The following is an 18,748-nucleotide window of genomic DNA, read 5'->3' as shown; positions in this document are numbered from 1 at the left end:
CGGTCCCCTCCCCAAAGGGGAGAGGGTTAGGGTGAGGGGTAAGGCTTTGTGTTTACTTCTGCGCCGCAAGCGCCTCTTTCACCCAGCCGTCAAACTGCTGCTGGTGGGCTTTGATCCAGCCGTCGACGTGACCTTTGACATCCGCTTCAGACGATTTGCCCGCATGCATCATAGCGTTCTGAGCATTGATATCCGCCAGCGGCAGTTTCATTACCGAGAACAATTTTGCTGCCGCCGGGTTTTTCTCGGCCCAGGCTTTGTTCGCCACAATGTGCATGGTATTCACCGGGAAGCCATAGTTCATGCCGTTCGGCAGTTTGGTGTCGATATCCTTCTGCTCGCCCGGCAGGGAGGAGAATGGCACCTTCAGCCACACCACGTCTTTACCCGGCTTCAGCACGTCGCTCACCCAGTACGGCGTCCAGGTGTAGTAGATCACCGGTTTACCCTCTTTGAAGCGGGCAATGGTGTCGGCCATCATCGCCGAATAGTTGCCGTGGCTGACATCAACCGTCTTCGCCAGGTCATAGGCTTTGTTCTGGTGATTAATCACCGCTTCACAGCCCCAGCCCGGTGAGCAACCCATCATGTCGGCTTTACCGTCACCGTTGGTGTCGAACAGTTTGGCGATCTTCGGATCTTTCAGCTGTTCAATATTGGTGATGTGGTACTTATCGGCGGTTTTCTTGTCGATCAGATAACCCTGCGCTGCACCGGTTACGAAGGTGCCTTCACGATAGAATTTCTTGTCGCCACCGGCGGCGGCATACATATCGTCGTGCAGCGGCTGCCAGTTCACCGCGGTAAAGGTGGCATCACCGGAGGCAATCGAGGTATAGCCCACGTTGTAATCCACTTCGCTCGGCGTGTTGACCGTGTAGCCCAGTTTTTCCAGGGCTCGGCTGACGATGAGCGTCTGGAAGCTCTCTTCCGAAATGGTGCTCTGCACCGGCTGCACGGTGATGCCTTTACCCGGCAGGTCAGCTGCAAACGTGCTGGTGGAGACAAGGGTGGCAAACGCTGTGGCAAAAAGTACGTTATGTCGCATCGTTGTTCCTTATTTTGATTTCGTGAAAGGGCGGGTGAATAACCCGACAGGGCCGGTGGTATACCAGCGACGGTTGCCGCGACTGCGTGAATCACGACCGACAGCCTGTGTCAGGCGGTCAAGAATAATGGCGAGGATCACAATGCCCACGCCGCCGACGGTAGCCAGCCCCATGTCGAGACGGCCAATACCGCGCAGCACCATCTGGCCCAGACCGCCCACGGCGATCATTGAGGCAATGACCACCATCGACAGCGCCAGCATCAGCGTCTGGTTAACGCCTGCCATGATGGTCGGCATCGCCAGCGGGAGCTGAACCTTAAACAGCATCTGACGCGGGCTGGCACCAAACGAGCGTGACGCTTCGATCAGATCGGCCGGCACCTGGTTAATGCCCAGGATGGTCAGACGAATAATCGGCGGCAGGGCAAAGATAATGGTTACCACCACGCCCGGCACGTTACCGATACCGAACAGCATTACGATAGGCACCAGATAGACGAATGCCGGTGTGGTCTGCATCGCATCCAGCAGCGGACGAATGATCTTCGCCGCCCGCGGGCTACGTGCCAGCCAGATCCCCATCGGCAGGCCGATGACAATACAGAAGAGCAGGGCGGTCAGCACCAGTGCCAGGGTGATCATCGCCTGCGACCAGGCGCCAATGGCGCCAATGGCAATCAGCGAAATCAGCGTGGCGATCCCCATTCCTGCGCTACCGAACTGCCAGGCGATCAGCGAGAACAAAACGATCGCGACCGGCGCTGGCATACCGAGCATCAGCTGCTGGAAGCCGTTGAGGATGTAATCCACCGGGACGCGGATCCCCTGAAAGAGCGGACGAAAATGCGTTACTACCCAGTCGATCCCCTCCGTGACCCAGCTATCGAGTGGGATCAGCGTTTTATGGAACGGATCCATAATGTTGAAGTGTTCTGGCGCAGGCGCAGGTGCGCTGTTGAGCCAGTCCGCCGCGCCACCGCCATCGGCAGGTGCTGGCGTGGAGCCCCACGCATCGGCAGATTGCGCAGCGCTGTCCGCTGCTTCAGTGGTGCCCCATGGGTTAGATTGATCGGTCATTGTTTGCTCCCTCGCGATCTAAAGCCTGCAGCAACATGCGTTTTGAGATGATGCCGACGTACTGTTGTTCTTCCCCGACGACCGGAACGGCACACGGTGCCTGGCCGACGTGGGAGAGCAACTCGCTGAGCGGCGTTTCGGCGTCCACGGCAAGGGGAGCGTCAATTAACGCCGCATCGATTCCCTGATTTTCGCTAAGGGCGGTTTTCAGGGAGTCGATGGAGACAATGCCGACAAATTTATTGCCGCGTTCAACCAGATAACCATATTCACGGTCTTCGTCCTGCAGAAGCTTAAGCGCGGAGCGTGGACCGAAACCTGGCGTTTTACGGATAATGCCGTTTGGCGTTCGACGGGCAATATCTTTCGCGCTAAACACATGGCTAATATCCACGCCGCGGAAGAAGGTACGCACGTAATCATTTGCCGGATTATTCAGTATTTCATCCGGCGTGCCGACCTGCACCACCTCACCATTTTGCATAATGGCGATTCGGTCGCCAATACGCATGGCTTCATCTAAATCATGGGAAATAAAGACAATGGTTCGCTGATGTTTTGCCTGTAATTTTACCAGCTCATCCTGCATCTCGGTGCGAATTAACGGGTCGAGCGCGGAGAAGGCTTCATCCATTAATAATATGTCTGGATTAATGGCTAATGCGCGGGCTAAGCCCACACGCTGACGCATCCCGCCGGAAAGTTCATCCGGGTAGGCGTGAGCATAATTTTCGAGCCCAACCTGACGCAGCGCATCAAGCGCTTTTTCCTGACGTTCTTGCGCAGCAACGCCCGCTAATTCCATACCGAAAGCGGCATTATCCAGCACCGTCATATGCGGCATTAGCGCGAATGACTGGAACACCATTGCAATCTTCTTTCTGCGCACCTCGCGGAGCTCTGCGTCTGATATTCTGGCGATATCCACGCCGTCAATCAGCACCTGTCCGCGGGTGGGTTCAATCAGGCGATTGAGAAGGCGAACCATAGTGGATTTACCCGAACCGGATAACCCCATGATGACAAAAATCTCGCCTTCTTCAATGGCCAGACTGGCGTCTTTAACGCCAAGCGATAGCCCGGTTTTTTCCAGAATTTGCTCTTTCGTAAGGCCTTTTTCAATATATTTGAATGCGCGCTGTGGATGCTCGCCAAATACTTTATAAAGATTTTTCACTTCTAATTTAATTGCCATGCAATAGAGAGTGTCCTGTTATTTGTTTATGCCAATATGATTACCATGGTAAATTGTTAACGGGCATAACCCTAACATACTGAGAATCTGAGACAACCCTGCGTTTGCTTATGGTGGGGATTTTCAGGTAAGCGAAACGGCTGAATTTCCCATGAGTAAAGGGCTGAGCGTCATTTGAGTTTTTCTTAAATTTTTGCTGCTGCATCGGGGAATTTCGCCTGAATCGGTGTGATTCAGGCGAATATGACGGAGGAATTACAGTGTAGTTCCCAGGGAAATATTCTGGTAGAAATAAAGGGATTTATATTTAATTAATGAACGTTAATTCACTCATTAAAAATCCCAGTCTTCGTCTTTCGTCTCCACCGCTTTGCCCATCACATACGATGAACCGGACCCGGAGAAGAAATCGTGGTTTTCGTCGGCATTAGGCGACAGCGCCGCTAGAATGGCCGGGTTCACTTCCGCCATCTCCGGTGGGAACAGCGCCTCGTAACCAAGGTTCATCAGCGCCTTGTTGGCGTTGTAGCAGAGGAACGCTTTGACGTCTTCTTCCCAGCCCGTTCCGGCGTACAGTTCTTCGGTATAGCTCAGCTCGTTATCGTACAGATCCATCAGCAAATCGAGCGCAAACCCTTTTAGTTCATCGCGTTTTTCCGTACTGATTTTCTCCAGACCTTTCTGGTATTTATAGCCGATGTAATACCCGTGCACCGCTTCATCCCGAATGATGAGCCGAATCAGGTCGGCGGTGTTGGTGAGCTTGCCCCGGCTCGACCAGTACATTGGCAGCCAGAAGCCGGAGTAGAAGAGGAAGGATTCCAGAAACACGCTGGCGACCTTCTTTTTCAGCGGCTCGTCGGCCCGATAATACTCAAGCACCAGCGCAGCCTTGCGCTGCAATGACGCGCTCTCTTCACTCCAGGCGTAAGCCGCATCCACGTCTTTGGTCTGGCACAGCGTGGAAAAAATCGAGCTGTAAGAGCGGGCGTGCACCGCCTCCATAAAGCTGATGTTCGACATCACCGCCTCTTCATGCGGTGTCAGCGCGTCAGCCATCAACGCCGGGGCACCAACGGTGTTCTGGATGGTGTCCAGGAGCGTCAGGCCGGTAAAGACTCGGATCGTCAATTGTTGCTCGGCATGGCTCAGGGTTTGCCAGGCCGGAATATCATTGGAGAGCGGGACTTTTTCCGGCAGCCAGAAGTTGCTGGTCAGGCGGTTCCATACCTCCAGATCTTTATCGTCCTGGATTTTGTTCCAGTTAACGGCATTCACGCGTGACAGTTTCATCCTTTCTCCTTACAGCGCGCAGGACACGCAGCCTTCGATTTCGGTGCCTTCCAGCGCAAGCTGGCGCAGGCGAATGTAGTAAAGCGTTTTGATGCCTTTCTTCCAGGCGTAGATCTGCGCTTTGTTGATATCCCGCGTGGTGGCGGTATCCGGGAAGAAGAGCGTCAGCGACAGCCCCTGATCCACGTGTTTTGTCGCTTCGGCGTAGGTATCGATGATTTTTTCCGGGCCGATTTCATACGCATCCTGATACAGCGCCAGGTTGTCGTTGGTCATAAACGGGGCAGGGTAGTAAACGCGTCCGGTCTTGCCTTCCTTGCGAATTTCAATTTTCGACACAATCGGATGAATGCTCGACGTGGCATGGTTGATATACGAGATAGACCCGGTGGGCGGCACGGCCTGGAGGTTCTGGTTATAGATACCGTGGCGCATCACGTCATCACGCAGCTGCTGCCACATCTCGCGCGTCGGCAGGGTTATCCCCGCGCGGGCAAAGAGATCGCGCACTTTTGCGGTTTTCGGCTGCCACTCACCTTCAAGATACTGGTTAAAATATTCCCCGCTGGCGTAGCGCGACTGTTCAAATCCCGCGAACCGCTGGTTGCGCTCGCGCGCCAGCATCATTGAGGTGTGCAGCGCATGCCAGGTGATGGTATAGAAATAGAGGTTAGTAAAATCCAGCCCTTCCGGACTGCCGTAGGCGATGCCTTCGCGTGCCAGGTAGCCGTGAAGGTTCATCTGCCCCAGGCCGATAGCGTGCGATGCGGCGTTACCCACTTCAATAGACGGCACGCTGCGGATGTGGCTCATGTCCGATACCGCTGTCAGCCCGCGGATGGCGGTCTCCACCGTGCGGCCAAAGTCGGGGGAATCCATGGTGTGGGCAATATTCAGCGACCCGAGGTTGCAGGAGATATCCTTGCCGATGTCAGCGTAGTCCAGGTTCTCGTCGTAGGCTGACGCGCTGTTGACCTGCAAAATCTCCGAGCACAGGTTGCTCATGTTGATGCGCCCGGCAATCGGGTTCGCGCGGTTTACCGTATCCTCGTACATGATGTACGGATAGCCAGACTCAAACTGGATTTCTGCCAGCGTCTGGAAGAAATCGCGGGCGTTGATGGTTTTTTTGCGGATGCGCTCGTCGGCTACCAGTTCCTCGTAGCGCTCGCTGATGGCTACGTCGCCAAAAGGTTTGCCGTAAATACGCTCAACGTCATACGGCGAAAAGAGCGCCATCTCGGCATTCTCTTTGGCCAGTTTAAAGGTGATATCCGGGATCACCACCCCCAGCGACAGGGTTTTGATACGGATTTTTTCGTCGGCATTTTCGCGTTTGGTATCCAGAAAACGCAGAATATCGGGATGATGCGCGTGCAGGTAAACCGCCCCGGCGCCCTGGCGTGCGCCAAGCTGGTTGGCGTAGGAGAATGCATCTTCCAGCATCTTCATCACCGGGATCACGCCGGAAGACTGGTTTTCAATGCGCTTGATCGGCGCGCCCGCTTCACGCAGGTTCGAGAGCAGAAACGCCACGCCGCCGCCGCGTTTGGAAAGCTGAAGCGCCGAGTTTACCGCACGGCCAATCGACTCCATATTGTCTTCGATGCGCAGCAGGAAGCAGGAGACCAGCTCGCCGCGCTGGGCCTTACCGCAGTTGAGAAACGTTGGCGTGGCGGGCTGGAAGCGCCCGGCGAGGATCTCCTCCATCAGCCGTTCAGCCAACGCTTCATCGCCCTGGGCAAGGGTCAGCGCCACCATCACGACGCGATCTTCAAAATGCTCCAGGTAACGTTTACCGTCGAAGGTTTTCAGGGTGTAGCTGGTGTAATACTTCCACGCGCCGAGGAAGGTCTGGAAACGAAAACCGCTCGCATGCGCGCGCTCGAAAAGCTTCACCACGAAGGCGCGGTCGTAGCGGGTCAGCACGCGCTCCTCGTAATAGCCCTCTTTAACCAGAAAGTCGAGGCGTTCCTGCTGGTTGCCAAAAACGACGCTGTTTGGACGGACGTGGGCGGCAAAAAAGGCCTCCACCGCCTCATGATCTTTGCCAAACTGAATGCGCCCCCCCCGATCATAGAGGTTAAGCATCGCGTTTAATGCGTGGTAATCAGGTGTTGCCTGGATTATCCGTTCTGCGGTTGTCGTTGCCAAAATTCGTTCACTCCTTTTCGCACATTTTCTACGTCCTGCTGTGTCCCCATCAGTTCGAAGCGATAGAGATACGGCACGCCGCATTTTTGAGAGATGACATCCCCGGCGCGGCCAAAGGCATCGCCGAAATTGCGATTGCCTGCCGCGATCACGCCACGGATAAGCCTGCGGTTATGCGGATCGTTAAGAAAGCGGATCACCTGGCGAGGCACGGCGCCTGCCGTACCGCCACCGCCATAGCTGGGCACCACCAGAATGTAAGGTTCGTCTACCTGAATACGTTCCCGCTCATTAAGCGGAATACGCACCGCAGGCAGCCCGACGCGCTCGATAAAGCGAAGCGTGTTTTCCGAGCTGCTGGAGAAGTAGACCAGCCCACTCATGCGCTGGCGGCCTGGGCGCTCAGACGGTTAATCATGTCCGGGCGAAAGCCGGACCACCGGGTTTCACCGGCAATGACCACCGGGAGCTGACGGAATCCCTGCGCCCGAAGGGTCTCAGCGGCCTCAGGCTGCTGGTCGATATTCACCATCTCAAAAACCATTCCACGGCTTTCCATCGCCCGTTTGGTGGCGTGGCACTGAACACAATTGTTACGAGTGTAAATAATAATGCTCATGATTCGCATTTCCATTTAAAATGAGAGAGCGGCGCGAGTCATCGCGTCAGGTTGTGTGTGTCTTGCTAAAGGGGATACTAGATGTAGTTATCTTAAGTTTCAACCATACAAGATATGGGAAATTCAGATTGATGTTGCCCTGGTGATGAGCTCAGCGGGGAAGGGCGGGCTGCACGGGTTTTTCAAAGGATAAGGCAAAGAAAAGCCCCGGCGCCTGAGGCCACCGGGGCTGATGAGAAGCCGCACTTATTTTCGCAGGCTGAGCAGGGCGCCGACAAAGATGCCGACCGCTGCGACCGTTCCCAGCGTACACAGTGGCTTTTCACGTACAAAGGTCGTTGCACAGCTTGCCATGTCGCAGGCAGCCTGCGTGGCGCGTGAACGTCCGTTCATTCTGGCGCGGGTTTCACGGAGCAGAGACTGAGCCTTACGTTTTGCGGCATCCGCTTCGTCCTTCGCGTCAGATCCCCAGGACTTCAGCACCTCTTCCAGCGTGTCCGCTAATTGGCTGACATCATTACGAATATCCTGCGCGTCGTCGTTAATATCGTTTCGGTTCGGTCTGTTAAACATACGATCCTCCGTAAATTTGCGTTCCCGATCAGTTTAGTTCAGAAATTTAATATCTGAAGCGCGTCACGCGTTATCCGGCAGTTTATGGACTATTCTGAAAGCCCTGCTAATGCTGAATACTGTAAGGTTGCCGGGCAGGAAAAGATAACGAGGAAAAGATATGTATTTACGACCTGACGAGGTGGCACGCGTTCTTGAAAAAGAGGGATTCACCATGGATGAGGTGACGTCAAAAGCGTATGGATATCGCCGCGGTGAGAATTATGTGTATGTTAATCGTGAAGCCAGAATGGGACGTACTGCTCTCATTATTCACCCGACGCTGAAAGACAGAAGTCTGTCATTTGCTGAGCCTGCCTCGGATATTAAAACCTGCGATCATTATCAGCAATTCCCGCTCTATTTAGGCGGAGAAACGCATGAGCATTATGGTATTCCGCATGGCTTCAGTTCGCGCATGGCGCTGGAGCGGTTTCTGAAGGGACTGTTTGGCGACGTACAGTAAACTGGCGACTGGCATTCGCCAGTCGCTTCACATCACGCTTTCGCCTGGCTGTACTGACTGACTTTGAACAGACGGCGGCAGTAGTCGAGGAAATAGCCGTATACGGCGCCCATCAACATCGAAATAACGATATTCGAACTGACCGCCGCGACGATCTGGTGCCAGTCTGCGCCCACGGTTAACAGAATAGCCACATATACCGGAGACTGGAACGTCACATAAGCCAGCACGTCCGCCAGGTTTTTTACCCAGCCTGCGGGGCTGATACGACGAGCGAAACGCATGACCGCATCGCGGTATAACCCGTATGGCCATGCGATAATAATGTTGACCGGGATGGCCACCAGACGCGAAGAAAGTGACTGCTCAAAGGTCATTCCTGAGAGGAATATTTCAATCAGCATGTTCACGACGGAACAGTAAACAACCATCGCAAAAGTATCCGCCACAGCATGGCGCAGGCGAGATTGCGGCGAGAACATGTCTGAACTCCTTGAGAAGAACACAGTGGAAACGATTTCCCTTCGGCGATTAGTGCTTTAGGTTGCTTTGTTTGACGCGTATAGCGTATCTCTCTGCGTTTAAACTAACAACTAGTGATTAATTTTTATTTAATCACCTTTTGTCCACAAAATTCTCTAAAATTGAGTGTTTTTTGTTCTGCTCGTTATAATCTGTCTTGTTATGGTTATTTTTCATAAAAAACAAAGACTTGATTTTCGAGGCGGCCAGGGTGAGTCATCCTTGTCTGGATGGCGGCGCAGTATGCTGTAATTTGAATTAAAGTTGACCATTTATATTGATGTGGTGATTAGATTCGCACCAGGCTCGCCGGCATCCTGCGTTATTATTAACGTTAATATTTAAATATATTTACACTGATGCCCCTGCGGACCCTTGGGTAGATATTCTGGCCGAAATGAATTATTCTGTGGGTGATTTATCTATTTACCCCAAAGAAAAGGTTTTCAAATAATATGTCTTTGACGTTACAGAATCTTAATAATATCCGAACCCTGCGCGCGATGGCGCGTGAATTATCCCTGGACGTTCTTGAGGAAATGCTGGAAAAGGTCAGGGTCGTTACTGAAGAGAAACGCAGTGAGCTGGCGGAATTAGAGCAGCAGCGTGCTGAGCAGCAGGAGAAAATTAATGCCCTGCTGGAGCTGATGAAAGCCGATGGTATTTCACCGACCGATCTGCTGGGTTCCGAGCTGGCGCAGACGGGTAAACCGACTAAAAAGCGTAAACCGCGTGAAGCGAAATATCGCTTTATTGATCAGAACGGTGAAGAGAAAACGTGGACCGGCCAGGGCCGCACGCCGAAGCCTATTGCCAGCGCGCTGGCAGAGGGTAAAACGCTGGATGATTTTCTGATCTAATGCGTGAGCCGGGCGGTAATCGCCGCCCGGTTGTTTGTTCAGCAGACGCCGAAATCACCTTCTTCACTATACGGCGCCAGATCGGCCGCTTTCAGGGTATATTTTTCGCCTTGTTCATTACTGGCCTGAACCGCCACAACGCTTTCACCATTCACTTCGAGCACTTTCAGCTTCGGGCCGCCTTTACGCGGTTGCACATAATCACCGACAGAAAACATATTACCTCCTCATCGTTTAAGCGATCTTCACCTTAGCCCACGTATGACGCCGGGTACAGTGACTTTCACAGATTACTGCTTATGAGGTACGCCGGTTCCATGGCATCACCTTGAGCAGTCTCGCCATACCGCAAAATCCCGTTACACCGGCGAACAGCAGCCCGGCGCCCACAAAACCGCTGAGCAGGAAAAAGCCGCTGGAGACGCTATAGCCCAGCACCACGCCGCAGAGAATCAACAGCCCGGCCGCGATTTGCACCTGACGCATCAGCGGGAGAGGCTGGGATTTATCTTCAACGGTCAGCAGCCCGGCCTGCTTCCAGCCCTGAATGCCCCCCTCGACCACAAATGCCTGAGCGGGTGACGCCGCCTGGGCCAGGCGGTCAGCATTCCCGGACGTCCTGGCACCGGACTGACAGTGAAAAAGCACTATTTCACCCGCCCGTGCGTTAAGTCCGCCGGGTAAGGTGGCTAGCGGTACTGACTCTGCCCCGGAAATATGCTCGCGGGCATATTCGTCGGTATCACGAATATCTATGAGTCTGGCGCCCTCGGCTACGCGGGCTTTGGCCTGTTGCGGTGTAATCAGCGGAAGTGACATGGCGACTCCTTACGGACAATAAAGGGTTTTCAGGGTGCTGATGAGCTGAAGCACCGCATCGTTTTTAATGAAATAAAGAATGCGCTGCGCCTCACGGGTGCTGTCGATAAGTCCTTCCTCACGCATACGCGCCAGATGCTGCGACGTGGCGGAAGGGCTCAGCCCGGTGGCACGCGCCAGGTCGCCCGCACGGGTGCCGGGAGCTCCGCATAATGTGCAGAGGATCAGCAGCCGACGTGGATTACTCATCGCTTTCAGCAGTGCGGCGGCCTGCTCAGCGCTGGCCTGGAGTTGTTCAAGTTCAGTCATTTTAGTTTAGCATTTCCTTAATTAAGTAAATTCTAAACTATTACGGTGCGTTACACCACTGCCAAAAGCGTAAAAGAGGGTAAATGGGACGGGTCTGGATGGCAGAAGCCGATAAACTGGCTACGCTTAGAGTCATACTCTTATTTATTTTCAACTGGTTAGCTTGTACGGAGTGCTTATGGGTTTTTGGCGTATTGTCTTTACGATTATTCTTCCTCCGCTGGGCGTGCTGCTCGGTAAGGGGTTTGGCTGGGCGTTTATCCTGAATATTCTTTTGACCTTGCTGGGTTACATTCCCGGTCTTATCCACGCGTTTTGGGTACAAACCAAAAGCTAAGCCCGCCAGAGTAAATCGCTATAGATGTTCGTCAGCACGCCCGCTGGACCAAACTGTTGTTTGATCCAGCGAGTGACCTGGCCGGTCGCCGCATGTTGTGTGGCAAGCAGCATGCGGGAATCCTGACGCGGATTGTTGATGCGTCGGGTGACCAGTAGCCCGTCTTCTACCGCCTCGCGGGCCATGTATTCCGGCAAAAAACCAATCCCTTCTCCCAGAATCTGACACTGGCACTTGGTGTTGAAATCCGGCACCAGTATCGCCTCCTGGCCGTGCAGCAGCCAGCCGACCTTCTTATTAATGGTGTGCGCGGTATCTTCCACCATGATGTTGGGATATAGCCGCAGCTGGCTCTCCGCAATCGGCTCGGGGACAAAGGCCAGCGGATGTTCCGGTGCGATAGCAAATACCCAGCGGATGGCGCCAATCTCGGTGTAATCAATGCCGCCGCCGTCGAGCAGGGTGTCCGGCGCACCAATCGCGATATTAGCCTGGTTGTTGATGATGGAATCCCAGACGCCGTTATACACCTCGGTGGTCACCGTGATCTGGCAGGTGGGAAACTGCTTTTTCAGCACCTGCAGCAGGCGTGCAGTATGGCGTGGAGTATACAAAAGCTGATTGATACAGATACGCACCCGCGCCTCAATGCCCTGCGAAATGGTATCAATTCCGCGCTTGATGGCGTGAAAGTCGTTCAGCAGGTCGGTTGCCTTGCGGTAAAAGTAAAAGCCAGATTCGGTCAGCTCAATGCTGCGCGTGTTACGCACAAACAGCACCACGTCCAGCCCGGTCTCCATGCGTTTAATGGTGTAACTGATGGCCGAGGTGGTCACGCCCAGCTCGGCGGCGGCTTTGCTGAAACTGCCAAAACGTGCCGCAGTGGTGAAGGCCAGCAGGTTCTCTTCGGTAAAGATGGAATTCATATTACGGCTCCTGGTTGCCATCAGTTTTGAACATATTTTAACAGCGCTGTTACATCACATTTGAAGCCGGTCACAGTTCTGACTATTTGCTCAGGGCCGCGCGGTACAAGGCTTTTTCAGCCATAAGGATAATGCAGCCTGAGGCGCTAAAAAGCGGTAAAACATAAGAAAAAGGTTGCACAGACGCACGTTTTAGCTGAACCGTTGAATTTAACTCAACAATGAATTGCCTGTCGATGAATGAATTTTAAGCGGATTCTTTTATCACCAGGCTGTTGCTATTCTCAGGTCATCAGAAATGAAACATAGGGAGTCTGAATATGTCTGCAACTGCACTGGTGACGGAATTTCTGCTGGCGGCAGAAGAGGGGAACGTCGACGCGCTAAAAGCCTGTCTGGAGAAAGGCGTCGATATTAACGCCACCAACCGCCAGAAAAGAACCGCCATTATTATTGCCAGCCTGAAAAAGCATTATGCCTGTGTGGAATTTTTAATTGCAGCCGGTGCGGATATTGATAAACAGGACCAGACCTGTTTTAACCCCTTCCTGATTAGCTGCCTGACCAATGATTTAACGTTACTGCGCATCGTTCTTCCGGCAAATCCGGACCTGGATCGCCTGACGCGCTTCGGTGGCGTGGGGATTACCCCGGCCAGTGAGAAAGGCCACGTTGAAATTGTGCGCGAGCTGTTGGCAAAAACCGATATTAACGTCAACCACACCAACTTTGTCGGCTGGACGCCGCTGCTGGAGGCCATCGTGTTGAATGACGGCGGCGAGAAACAGCAGGAAATTGTGAAGCTGTTACTGGATAACGGCGCGAACCCGCACATGACCGATAAATACGGTAAAACCCCGCTCGAGCTGGCGCGGGAAAAAGGCTACCACGCGATCGCCGACCTGCTGCTGGCGGCCGGCGCGTAAAAACGACGGTCAGCCTGTTCCGGCTGGCCGCTTAATAAAAAAGCATTTTTACCGACGTGCATTTTGCACGACGGCGGCCCCCTTTTATCCGAAAACAGGTGCAAATAATGCCAACGAAAATCGTGATTAAAAAGAACACTTATTTTGACTCCGTCTCATTAATGTCCGTTTCCACTAAAGCCAATAAATTGCCGGGGGTTGAACAGGCCTTTGTGGCGATGGCGACGGAGATGAATAAAGGCGTATTAAAAAACCTTGGACTGCTGACGCCAGAATTAGAAAACGCGAAAAACGGCGATCTGATGATCGTTATTAAAGGCGATGCGGCGAATGATGAAACGCTGGCGGCCATCGAAGCGTTATTTACGCGCAAAGAGCGTGCAGGCTCCCACGAAGCGCGCTACGCCACGATTGCCAGCGCCAAAACCCATCGCCCGGACAGCAACCTTGCGGTGATCTCCGTCAACGGCACTTTTGCCGCCCGCGAAGCACGTCAGGCGCTGGAAAACGATCTTAACGTCATGCTCTTTTCCGATAACGTGTCGCTCGATGACGAGCTGGCGCTGAAGCAGCTGGCCCACCAGAAAGGGCTGCTGATGATGGGGCCGGACTGCGGCACCGCCATTATCAACGGCGCGGGGCTGTGCTTCGCTAACGCGGTACGTCGCGGGACGATTGGGATTGTCGGCGCATCCGGGACCGGCAGCCAGGAACTCAGCGTGCGCATTCATGAATTCGGCGGCGGTGTGTCGCAGCTGATTGGCACCGGCGGGCGCGATCTCAGCGAGAAAATCGGCGGCCTGATGATGCTCGACGCCATCGACATGCTGGAGGCCGATGAAGGCACCCAGGTGATTGCCCTCATCTCCAAGCCACCCGCACCCGCGGTGGCTGAAAAAGTCCTCGCCCGCGCCCGCGCCTGCCGCAAGCCCGTCGTCGTGTGTTTCCTCGGCCGCAACGTACCGCCCGCTGATGAAGACGGCCTGCAGTTTGCCCGAGCCACCAAAGAGGCAGCCCTGAAAGCGGTACTCCTTACCGGCATCGACAAAGCGTCTCTGGATTTGCACCCGCTCAACTGGCCGCTGATTGAAGAGGTGCGCGCCCGCCTGACCCCGCAGCAAAAATACATTCGTGGGCTCTTCTGCGGTGGGACCCTGTGCGACGAAGCGATGTTTGCGGCGCTCGAGAAGTACGACGACGTCTACAGCAACATCCAGCCGGATCCGGCGAAGCGTCTGAGCGACATCAACGTCAGCCAGGCCCATACCTTCCTCGACTTTGGCGATGATGATTTCACCAACGGCAAACCGCACCCGATGATCGACCCGACCAACCGCATCAGCCGACTGCTGCAGGAGGCGCGCGATCCGCAGGTGGGGGTCATCGTGATGGATTTTGTGCTCGGCTTTGGCGCGCATGAAGATCCGGTTGGCGTGATGCTCGACGCGATCAAAGAGGCGCAGGCGATCGCGAAGGCCGACAGCCGTCCGCTGGCGATCTTAGGCTATGTGCTCGGTACCGACCAGGATCCGCAGAAGCTTGCTCAGCAGTGCCAGCTCCTGACCGATGCGGGCGTCATCTGGGCCAGCAGCAGCACCAATACCGGATTACTGGCTCGCGAATTTGTCTGCAAAGGGGAGAACGCATAATGACCACCTTATTTAACCAGCCGCTGAACGTGATTAACGTCGGTATCGCGATGTTCAGCGACGACCTCAAAAAACAGCACGTTCCCGTGACCCAGCTCGACTGGACGCCGCCAGGGCAGGGCAACATGCAGATCGTGGAGGCGCTCGATCAACTGGCCGAAAAATCGCTGGCGGAGAAAATTGCCGCCGCTAACCACATCGCGCTTGAGCGCATTATTCAGTCCCACCCGGTGCTGGTGGGCTATGACCAGGCGATTAACGTCGTGCCGGGCATGACCCGCACCACCATCCTGCACGCCGGTCCGCCTGTCTCGTGGGAAAACATGTGCGGGGCGATGAAAGGGGCGGTCACCGGCGCGCTGGTGTTCGAGGGGCTGGCGGCGGATCTGGAGGAGGCTGCAAGGCTCGCCGCTTCAGGGGAAATCACCTTCTCGCCGTGCCACGAGCACGACTGCGTGGGCTCGATGGCGGGCGTCACCTCGGCGTCGATGTTTATGCACATCGTTGAGAACAAAACCTACGGCAACCGCGCGTTCACCAACCTCAGCGAGCAGATGGCGAAGATCCTGCGCATGGGCGCCAACGACCAGAGCGTGATTGACCGCCTGAACTGGATGCGCGACGTGCTCGGCCCGATGCTGCGCGACGCGATGAAGATCGTCGGTGAAATCGATCTTCGTCTGATGCTGGCCCAGGCGCTGCACATGGGCGACGAGTGCCACAACCGCAACAACGCGGGCACCACGCTGCTGATCCAGGCCCTGACGCCGGGTCTGATCCAGGCGGGTTATCCTGTTGAGCAGCAGCGTGAGGTGTTCGAGTTTGTCGCCAGCAGCGACTACTTCTCCGGCCCGACGTGGATGGCAATGTGCAAAGCCGCGCTGGACGCCGCCCACGGCATTGAGTACAGCACCGTTGTCACCACCATGGCGCGCAACGGCTACGAGTTCGGTCTGCGCGTCTCCGGCCTGCCGGGGCAATGGTTCACCGGCCCGGCGCAGCAGGTCATTGGCCCGATGTTTGCGGGCTATAAGCCGGAAGACTCCGGGCTGGATATCGGCGACAGCGCAATTACGGAAACCTACGGCATCGGCGGTTTTGCCATGGCGACGGCGCCGGCGATTGTGGCGCTGGTGGGCGGCACGGTGGAAGAAGCCATCGACTTCTCCCGCCAGATGCGCGAAATCACCCTCGGCGAAAACCCGAACGTCACTATTCCGCTGCTCTCTTTTATGGGCATCCCGACTGCCATCGACATCACCAAAGTGGCAGGCAGCGGCATTTTGCCGGTCATTAATACCGCCATTGCCCACAAGGACGCCGGTATCGGCATGATTGGGGCGGGCATCGTTCACCCGCCGTTCAGCTGTTTTGAAAAGGCGCTGTTGACCTTCCGCGATCGCTACGTTTTATAAGGCATGCATCCATGAAAAACATGAAACTGGAGTGGAAAAGAGGTGACTGGGCGGCTTATTTCGGGTTGATGACCAACAACCTGACCAATTTGCTGACCATGATGGGGCTGCTCATTTTTGTCGTCGGCATCCCGAAGGAGATTGTTTATGGACGCATCGCGCCAGCCTTCGGGCTGGCGGTGCTGGTGGCGAGCATCTGTTATGCCTGGTTTGGCCTGCAGATGGCGCGCGCCACCGGGCGCACGGACGTGACGGCGCTGCCGTCCGGCCCGAGCGCGCCGTCGATTTTTACCGTGACCTTCCTGGTCCTCATGCCGGTCTACCAGCAGACCGGGGATGCGGATTTCGCGATTCAGATCGGTCTGGTGTGGTGCTTTGTGGAAGCAATGATCCTCGCGGGCGGTTCGTTCCTCGGGGAGACCATCCGCAAGATGATCCCGCGCACCGTGCTGCTCTCGTGTCTCTCCGGTTTAGGCCTGCTGCTGCTGGCGATGAACCCGATGCTCCAGGCGTTTGAAGCGCCGACCGTGTCATTCATCGTACTGCTGCTGATTTTTATCAACTGGTTCGGCAAAAAGCCGATTTTCGCCAAAATCCCGACCGGTCTGCTGTTGCTGATTGCCGGTACGGCATTAGCGTGGATCTCGGGGCTGCAAAGCCCGGAAGCCATTAAGGCGTCTATGTCATCCTTCGGCTTTAACCCGCCGGAAGTGCACGTCGACAGCTTTATGCAGGGGCTGCCGCACGCGCTACCGTATCTGGCATCCGCCGTGCCGCTGGGGCTGGCGAACTATATCTTTGACCTGGAGAACATCGAAAGCGCCCACGCGGCGGGGGATGAGTACCCGACCCGTAAGGTGATGCTGGCGAACGGTCTGGCGTCGATGCTGGGCTGCCTGATGGGTAACCCGTTCCCGGTCACGGTCTACGTCGGCCACCCGGGCTGGAAAGCGATGGGGGCCAGCATTGGCTACACGCTGGCTTCCGGGGTGACCATGTTCATCGTGCCGCTGTTCGGGCTGGGGGCATTTATGCTCGCCATCATTCCGATGACTGCCATCGTGCCCATTCTGGTGTTTATCGGCGTCGTTACCGCTAACCAGGTGGTGCGGGAAACGCCGAAAGTGGAGGTGCCCGTCATCTTCATCTGCCTGTTCCCGTGGATCGCCAACTGGGCGCTCACCATGATGAACAGCGTGATGAATGCGGCAGGGACCAGCGCAGCGAAAATCGGCACCGACGTGCTGCACAGCAAAGGGATTTACTACGAAGGGTTGATGCATCTCGGCAACGGCGCGCCGCTTGCCAGCATGCTGTGGGGCTGTATCGCTATCTTCGCCATCATCAACAAGCCGCTGCGCGGGGCCGTTGCGGCCGCGGGTGGGGCGCTGCTAGCACTGTTTGGGGTGATCCACGCCCCGGTGGTGGGCTTTGCCGAAGGCAGTTCGCTGATGTTCGTTACGGCCTACCTGATGATGGGCGGCATGTTTGTGGTGAAGCATGTGCTGGATAGCCGCGAAGCGGCGAGCGCTGCGACTGGTACCGTTGCGAAGGAAAACGTATGAAAGAGCTTATGGTCGTCGCCATCGGCGGCAACAGCATTATCAAAGACAACGCCAGCCAGTCGGTTGAGCATCAGGCGCAAGCGGTCAAAGCGGTGGCAGAGTCCGTGCTCGAGATGCTGGCCTCCGACTATGACATCGTACTCACCCACGGCAACGGCCCCCAGGTGGGGCTGGATCTGCGCCGGGCCGAAATCGCTCACGAACGGGAAGGGCTCCCGCTGACGCCGCTGGCAAACTGCGTCGCGGATACCCAGGGCGGAATCGGCTACCTGATCCAGCAGGCACTTAACAACCGTCTGGCGGGGCGCGGGGAGCAAAAAGCGGTCACGGTCGTCACCCAGGTCGAAGTGGATAAAGACGATCCCGGCTTTACGCACCCGACGAAACCGATTGGCGCTTTCTTCAGCGAGGCGCAGCGCAATGATCTGCAGCAGGCGCACCCGGACTGGCATTTTGTCGAGGATTCAGGCCGCGGCTATCGCCGCGTCGTGGCCTCGCCACAGCCGCTGCGCATCGTAGAGGCAGATGCCATCAAGGCGCTGACGCAAAAAGGTTTTGTGGTGATCGGCGCGGGCGGTGGAGGAATTCCCGTCGTGCGCTCGGAGCAGGGCGACTACCGCAGCGTCGACGCGGTAATAGATAAAGATCTCTCCACCGCGCTGCTGGCACGGGAGATCCGCGCCGACGTGCTGGTTATCACCACCGGCGTGGAGAAGGTGTGCATTCACTTCGGCAAGCCGAACCAGCAGGCGCTGGATACCGTCAACGTGGCGCAGATGACGCGCTACATGGAGGAAGGCCATTTCCCGGCAGGGAGCATGTTGCCCAAAATCGTGGCCTCGCTGGAATTTTTACACCACGGCGGCAGGCGAGTGATTATCACCTCCCCGGACTGTCTGCCCGCGGCACTGCGCGGGGAAACCGGTACCCATATTGTGAATGAAGGAAAATAA

Annotated in this window: 21 protein-coding genes; 8 read left to right on the top strand and 13 right to left on the bottom strand. The window is 55.6% G+C overall.

The window, feature by feature from the left end; genetic code table 11:
- Window positions 1-52 precede the first annotated feature (52 nt).
- The 8 genes from proX to ACOTYN_RS03035 form a co-directional block, all read right to left on the bottom strand.
- A complete protein-coding gene (proX, locus tag ACOTYN_RS03070) occupies window positions 53-1,048 on the bottom strand; it encodes a glycine betaine/L-proline ABC transporter substrate-binding protein ProX (protein WP_332956499.1) in 996 nt (331 codons plus the stop codon).
- A 9-nt stretch (window positions 1,049-1,057) separates the two neighbouring features.
- Window positions 1,058-2,128 carry a glycine betaine/L-proline ABC transporter permease ProW gene (proW, locus tag ACOTYN_RS03065; RefSeq protein WP_014884964.1) on the bottom strand — a complete coding sequence of 357 codons (1,071 nt, stop codon included), beginning with the start codon at window positions 2,126-2,128 and terminating at the stop codon, window positions 1,058-1,060.
- Window positions 2,112-3,323 (bottom strand): glycine betaine/L-proline ABC transporter ATP-binding protein ProV, encoded by a 1,212-nt coding sequence (proV, locus tag ACOTYN_RS03060; protein WP_014884963.1) that lies wholly within the window; start codon window positions 3,321-3,323, stop codon window positions 2,112-2,114. Before proV ends, proW begins: the two co-directional genes overlap by 17 nt.
- A gap of 333 nt (window positions 3,324-3,656) precedes the next feature.
- Window positions 3,657-4,616: a class 1b ribonucleoside-diphosphate reductase subunit beta gene (gene nrdF, locus ACOTYN_RS03055; protein WP_014884962.1), complete on the bottom strand. Its 960-nt coding sequence runs from the start codon at window positions 4,614-4,616 to the stop codon at window positions 3,657-3,659.
- Between the two features lie 9 nt (window positions 4,617-4,625).
- On the bottom strand, window positions 4,626-6,770 hold the full coding sequence (gene nrdE / locus ACOTYN_RS03050) for a class 1b ribonucleoside-diphosphate reductase subunit alpha (RefSeq protein ID WP_071922952.1): 2,145 nt from the start codon (window positions 6,768-6,770) through the stop codon (window positions 4,626-4,628).
- A complete protein-coding gene (gene nrdI / locus ACOTYN_RS03045; protein ID WP_014884960.1) occupies window positions 6,743-7,153 on the bottom strand; it encodes a class Ib ribonucleoside-diphosphate reductase assembly flavoprotein NrdI in 411 nt (136 codons plus the stop codon). The genes nrdE and nrdI overlap by 28 nt, the downstream gene beginning before the upstream one ends.
- The gene (nrdH, locus tag ACOTYN_RS03040) at window positions 7,150-7,389 is read right to left on the bottom strand and encodes a glutaredoxin-like protein NrdH (RefSeq protein WP_014884959.1); all 240 of its coding nucleotides are present in this window, start codon (window positions 7,387-7,389) and stop codon (window positions 7,150-7,152) included. Before nrdH ends, nrdI begins: the two co-directional genes overlap by 4 nt.
- A gap of 246 nt (window positions 7,390-7,635) precedes the next feature.
- The gene (locus ACOTYN_RS03035; protein ID WP_023308924.1) at window positions 7,636-7,962 is read right to left on the bottom strand and encodes a DUF883 domain-containing protein; all 327 of its coding nucleotides are present in this window, start codon (window positions 7,960-7,962) and stop codon (window positions 7,636-7,638) included.
- A 160-nt stretch (window positions 7,963-8,122) separates the two neighbouring features.
- On the opposite strand from ACOTYN_RS03035, the gene ACOTYN_RS03030 reads away from it, so the two are divergent.
- A complete protein-coding gene (locus ACOTYN_RS03030; protein ID WP_006811693.1) occupies window positions 8,123-8,467 on the top strand; it encodes a DUF2002 family protein in 345 nt (114 codons plus the stop codon).
- Window positions 8,468-8,499: 32 nt separating this feature from the next.
- Here the strand turns inward: ACOTYN_RS03030 and alaE are convergent, their stop codons facing one another.
- On the bottom strand, window positions 8,500-8,949 hold the full coding sequence (alaE, locus tag ACOTYN_RS03025) for an L-alanine exporter AlaE (RefSeq protein ID WP_023331140.1): 450 nt from the start codon (window positions 8,947-8,949) through the stop codon (window positions 8,500-8,502).
- 495 nt (window positions 8,950-9,444) lie between these two features.
- Here alaE and stpA point away from each other — a divergent pair, with 495 nt between their 5' ends.
- Window positions 9,445-9,849: a DNA-binding protein StpA gene (stpA, locus tag ACOTYN_RS03020; protein WP_023337683.1), complete on the top strand. Its 405-nt coding sequence runs from the start codon at window positions 9,445-9,447 to the stop codon at window positions 9,847-9,849.
- A gap of 38 nt (window positions 9,850-9,887) precedes the next feature.
- Here stpA and ACOTYN_RS03015 read toward each other — a convergent pair whose 3' ends face one another.
- The 3 genes from ACOTYN_RS03015 to ACOTYN_RS03005 all read right to left on the bottom strand — a co-directional run bounded on the left by ACOTYN_RS03015 (window position 9,888) and on the right by ACOTYN_RS03005 (window position 10,977).
- Window positions 9,888-10,067: a hypothetical protein gene (locus tag ACOTYN_RS03015; RefSeq protein ID WP_014884955.1), complete on the bottom strand. Its 180-nt coding sequence runs from the start codon at window positions 10,065-10,067 to the stop codon at window positions 9,888-9,890.
- Between the two features lie 79 nt (window positions 10,068-10,146).
- Window positions 10,147-10,668 (bottom strand): rhodanese family protein, encoded by a 522-nt coding sequence (locus ACOTYN_RS03010; RefSeq protein WP_014884954.1) that lies wholly within the window; start codon window positions 10,666-10,668, stop codon window positions 10,147-10,149.
- Window positions 10,669-10,677: 9 nt separating this feature from the next.
- Window positions 10,678-10,977 (bottom strand): ArsR/SmtB family transcription factor, encoded by a 300-nt coding sequence (locus tag ACOTYN_RS03005; protein ID WP_014884953.1) that lies wholly within the window; start codon window positions 10,975-10,977, stop codon window positions 10,678-10,680.
- 178 nt (window positions 10,978-11,155) lie between these two features.
- On the opposite strand from ACOTYN_RS03005, the gene ACOTYN_RS03000 reads away from it, so the two are divergent.
- Window positions 11,156-11,314, top strand: coding sequence for a YqaE/Pmp3 family membrane protein (locus ACOTYN_RS03000; protein ID WP_014884952.1), 159 nt, complete (start codon window positions 11,156-11,158; stop codon window positions 11,312-11,314).
- On the opposite strand, the gene ACOTYN_RS02995 is transcribed toward ACOTYN_RS03000, so the two are convergent.
- Window positions 11,311-12,240 (bottom strand): LysR substrate-binding domain-containing protein, encoded by a 930-nt coding sequence (locus tag ACOTYN_RS02995; RefSeq protein ID WP_014884951.1) that lies wholly within the window; start codon window positions 12,238-12,240, stop codon window positions 11,311-11,313. The two genes, ACOTYN_RS03000 and ACOTYN_RS02995, sit on opposite strands and share 4 nt — an antisense overlap.
- A 320-nt stretch (window positions 12,241-12,560) precedes the next feature.
- Here ACOTYN_RS02995 and ACOTYN_RS02990 point away from each other — a divergent pair, with 320 nt between their 5' ends.
- From ACOTYN_RS02990 to ACOTYN_RS02970, 5 genes are all read left to right on the top strand, one after another.
- Window positions 12,561-13,166: an ankyrin repeat domain-containing protein gene (locus ACOTYN_RS02990; RefSeq protein WP_014884950.1), complete on the top strand. Its 606-nt coding sequence runs from the start codon at window positions 12,561-12,563 to the stop codon at window positions 13,164-13,166.
- Window positions 13,167-13,273: 107 nt separating this feature from the next.
- Window positions 13,274-14,815, top strand: coding sequence for an acyl-CoA synthetase FdrA (fdrA, locus tag ACOTYN_RS02985; RefSeq protein WP_045269192.1), 1,542 nt, complete (start codon window positions 13,274-13,276; stop codon window positions 14,813-14,815).
- Complete coding sequence (locus ACOTYN_RS02980; RefSeq protein ID WP_071922953.1) at window positions 14,815-16,230, top strand: DUF1116 domain-containing protein; 1,416 nt, start codon at window positions 14,815-14,817, stop codon at window positions 16,228-16,230. The genes fdrA and ACOTYN_RS02980 overlap by 1 nt, the downstream gene beginning before the upstream one ends.
- Before the next feature lie 11 nt (window positions 16,231-16,241).
- Complete coding sequence (locus tag ACOTYN_RS02975; protein ID WP_014884947.1) at window positions 16,242-17,795, top strand: hypothetical protein; 1,554 nt, start codon at window positions 16,242-16,244, stop codon at window positions 17,793-17,795.
- Window positions 17,792-18,748 carry a carbamate kinase family protein gene (locus ACOTYN_RS02970; protein WP_023331135.1) on the top strand — a complete coding sequence of 319 codons (957 nt, stop codon included), beginning with the start codon at window positions 17,792-17,794 and terminating at the stop codon, window positions 18,746-18,748. The genes ACOTYN_RS02975 and ACOTYN_RS02970 overlap by 4 nt, the downstream gene beginning before the upstream one ends.

Origin of the sequence: Enterobacter cloacae complex sp. IR5458, assembly GCF_049238025.1 — a bacterium.
Classification (GTDB): domain Bacteria; phylum Pseudomonadota; class Gammaproteobacteria; order Enterobacterales; family Enterobacteriaceae; genus Enterobacter; species Enterobacter kobei.
The sequence above is the reverse complement of the archived record's forward strand: the minus strand, read 5'-3'. Positions and strand labels throughout refer to the sequence as shown.

Excerpts from the sequence above, each read along its gene's own strand:
- ACOTYN_RS03000 (WP_014884952.1), top strand. The coding sequence starts at position 11,156 with ATGGGTTTTTGGCGTATTGTCTTTACGATTATTCTTCCTCCGCTGGGC.
- ACOTYN_RS02975 (WP_014884947.1), top strand. The coding sequence starts at position 16,242 with ATGAAAAACATGAAACTGGAGTGGAAAAGAGGTGACTGGGCGGCTTAT.
- fdrA (WP_045269192.1), top strand. The coding sequence starts at position 13,274 with ATGCCAACGAAAATCGTGATTAAAAAGAACACTTATTTTGACTCCGTC.
- ACOTYN_RS03015 (WP_014884955.1), bottom strand. The coding sequence starts at position 10,067 with ATGTTTTCTGTCGGTGATTATGTGCAACCGCGTAAAGGCGGCCCGAAG.
- ACOTYN_RS03010 (WP_014884954.1), bottom strand. The coding sequence starts at position 10,668 with ATGTCACTTCCGCTGATTACACCGCAACAGGCCAAAGCCCGCGTAGCC.
- ACOTYN_RS03030 (WP_006811693.1), top strand. The coding sequence starts at position 8,123 with ATGTATTTACGACCTGACGAGGTGGCACGCGTTCTTGAAAAAGAGGGA.
- nrdF (WP_014884962.1), bottom strand. The coding sequence starts at position 4,616 with ATGAAACTGTCACGCGTGAATGCCGTTAACTGGAACAAAATCCAGGAC.
- stpA (WP_023337683.1), top strand. The coding sequence starts at position 9,445 with ATGTCTTTGACGTTACAGAATCTTAATAATATCCGAACCCTGCGCGCG.
- proW (WP_014884964.1), bottom strand. The coding sequence starts at position 2,128 with ATGACCGATCAATCTAACCCATGGGGCACCACTGAAGCAGCGGACAGC.
- ACOTYN_RS02980 (WP_071922953.1), top strand. The coding sequence starts at position 14,815 with ATGACCACCTTATTTAACCAGCCGCTGAACGTGATTAACGTCGGTATC.
- proV (WP_014884963.1), bottom strand. The coding sequence starts at position 3,323 with ATGGCAATTAAATTAGAAGTGAAAAATCTTTATAAAGTATTTGGCGAG.
- ACOTYN_RS03035 (WP_023308924.1), bottom strand. The coding sequence starts at position 7,962 with ATGTTTAACAGACCGAACCGAAACGATATTAACGACGACGCGCAGGAT.
- ACOTYN_RS02970 (WP_023331135.1), top strand. The coding sequence starts at position 17,792 with ATGAAAGAGCTTATGGTCGTCGCCATCGGCGGCAACAGCATTATCAAA.
- ACOTYN_RS03005 (WP_014884953.1), bottom strand. The coding sequence starts at position 10,977 with ATGACTGAACTTGAACAACTCCAGGCCAGCGCTGAGCAGGCCGCCGCA.
- proX (WP_332956499.1), bottom strand. The coding sequence starts at position 1,048 with ATGCGACATAACGTACTTTTTGCCACAGCGTTTGCCACCCTTGTCTCC.
- alaE (WP_023331140.1), bottom strand. The coding sequence starts at position 8,949 with ATGTTCTCGCCGCAATCTCGCCTGCGCCATGCTGTGGCGGATACTTTT.
- nrdI (WP_014884960.1), bottom strand. The coding sequence starts at position 7,153 with ATGAGTGGGCTGGTCTACTTCTCCAGCAGCTCGGAAAACACGCTTCGC.
- nrdH (WP_014884959.1), bottom strand. The coding sequence starts at position 7,389 with ATGAGCATTATTATTTACACTCGTAACAATTGTGTTCAGTGCCACGCC.
- ACOTYN_RS02995 (WP_014884951.1), bottom strand. The coding sequence starts at position 12,240 with ATGAATTCCATCTTTACCGAAGAGAACCTGCTGGCCTTCACCACTGCG.
- ACOTYN_RS02990 (WP_014884950.1), top strand. The coding sequence starts at position 12,561 with ATGTCTGCAACTGCACTGGTGACGGAATTTCTGCTGGCGGCAGAAGAG.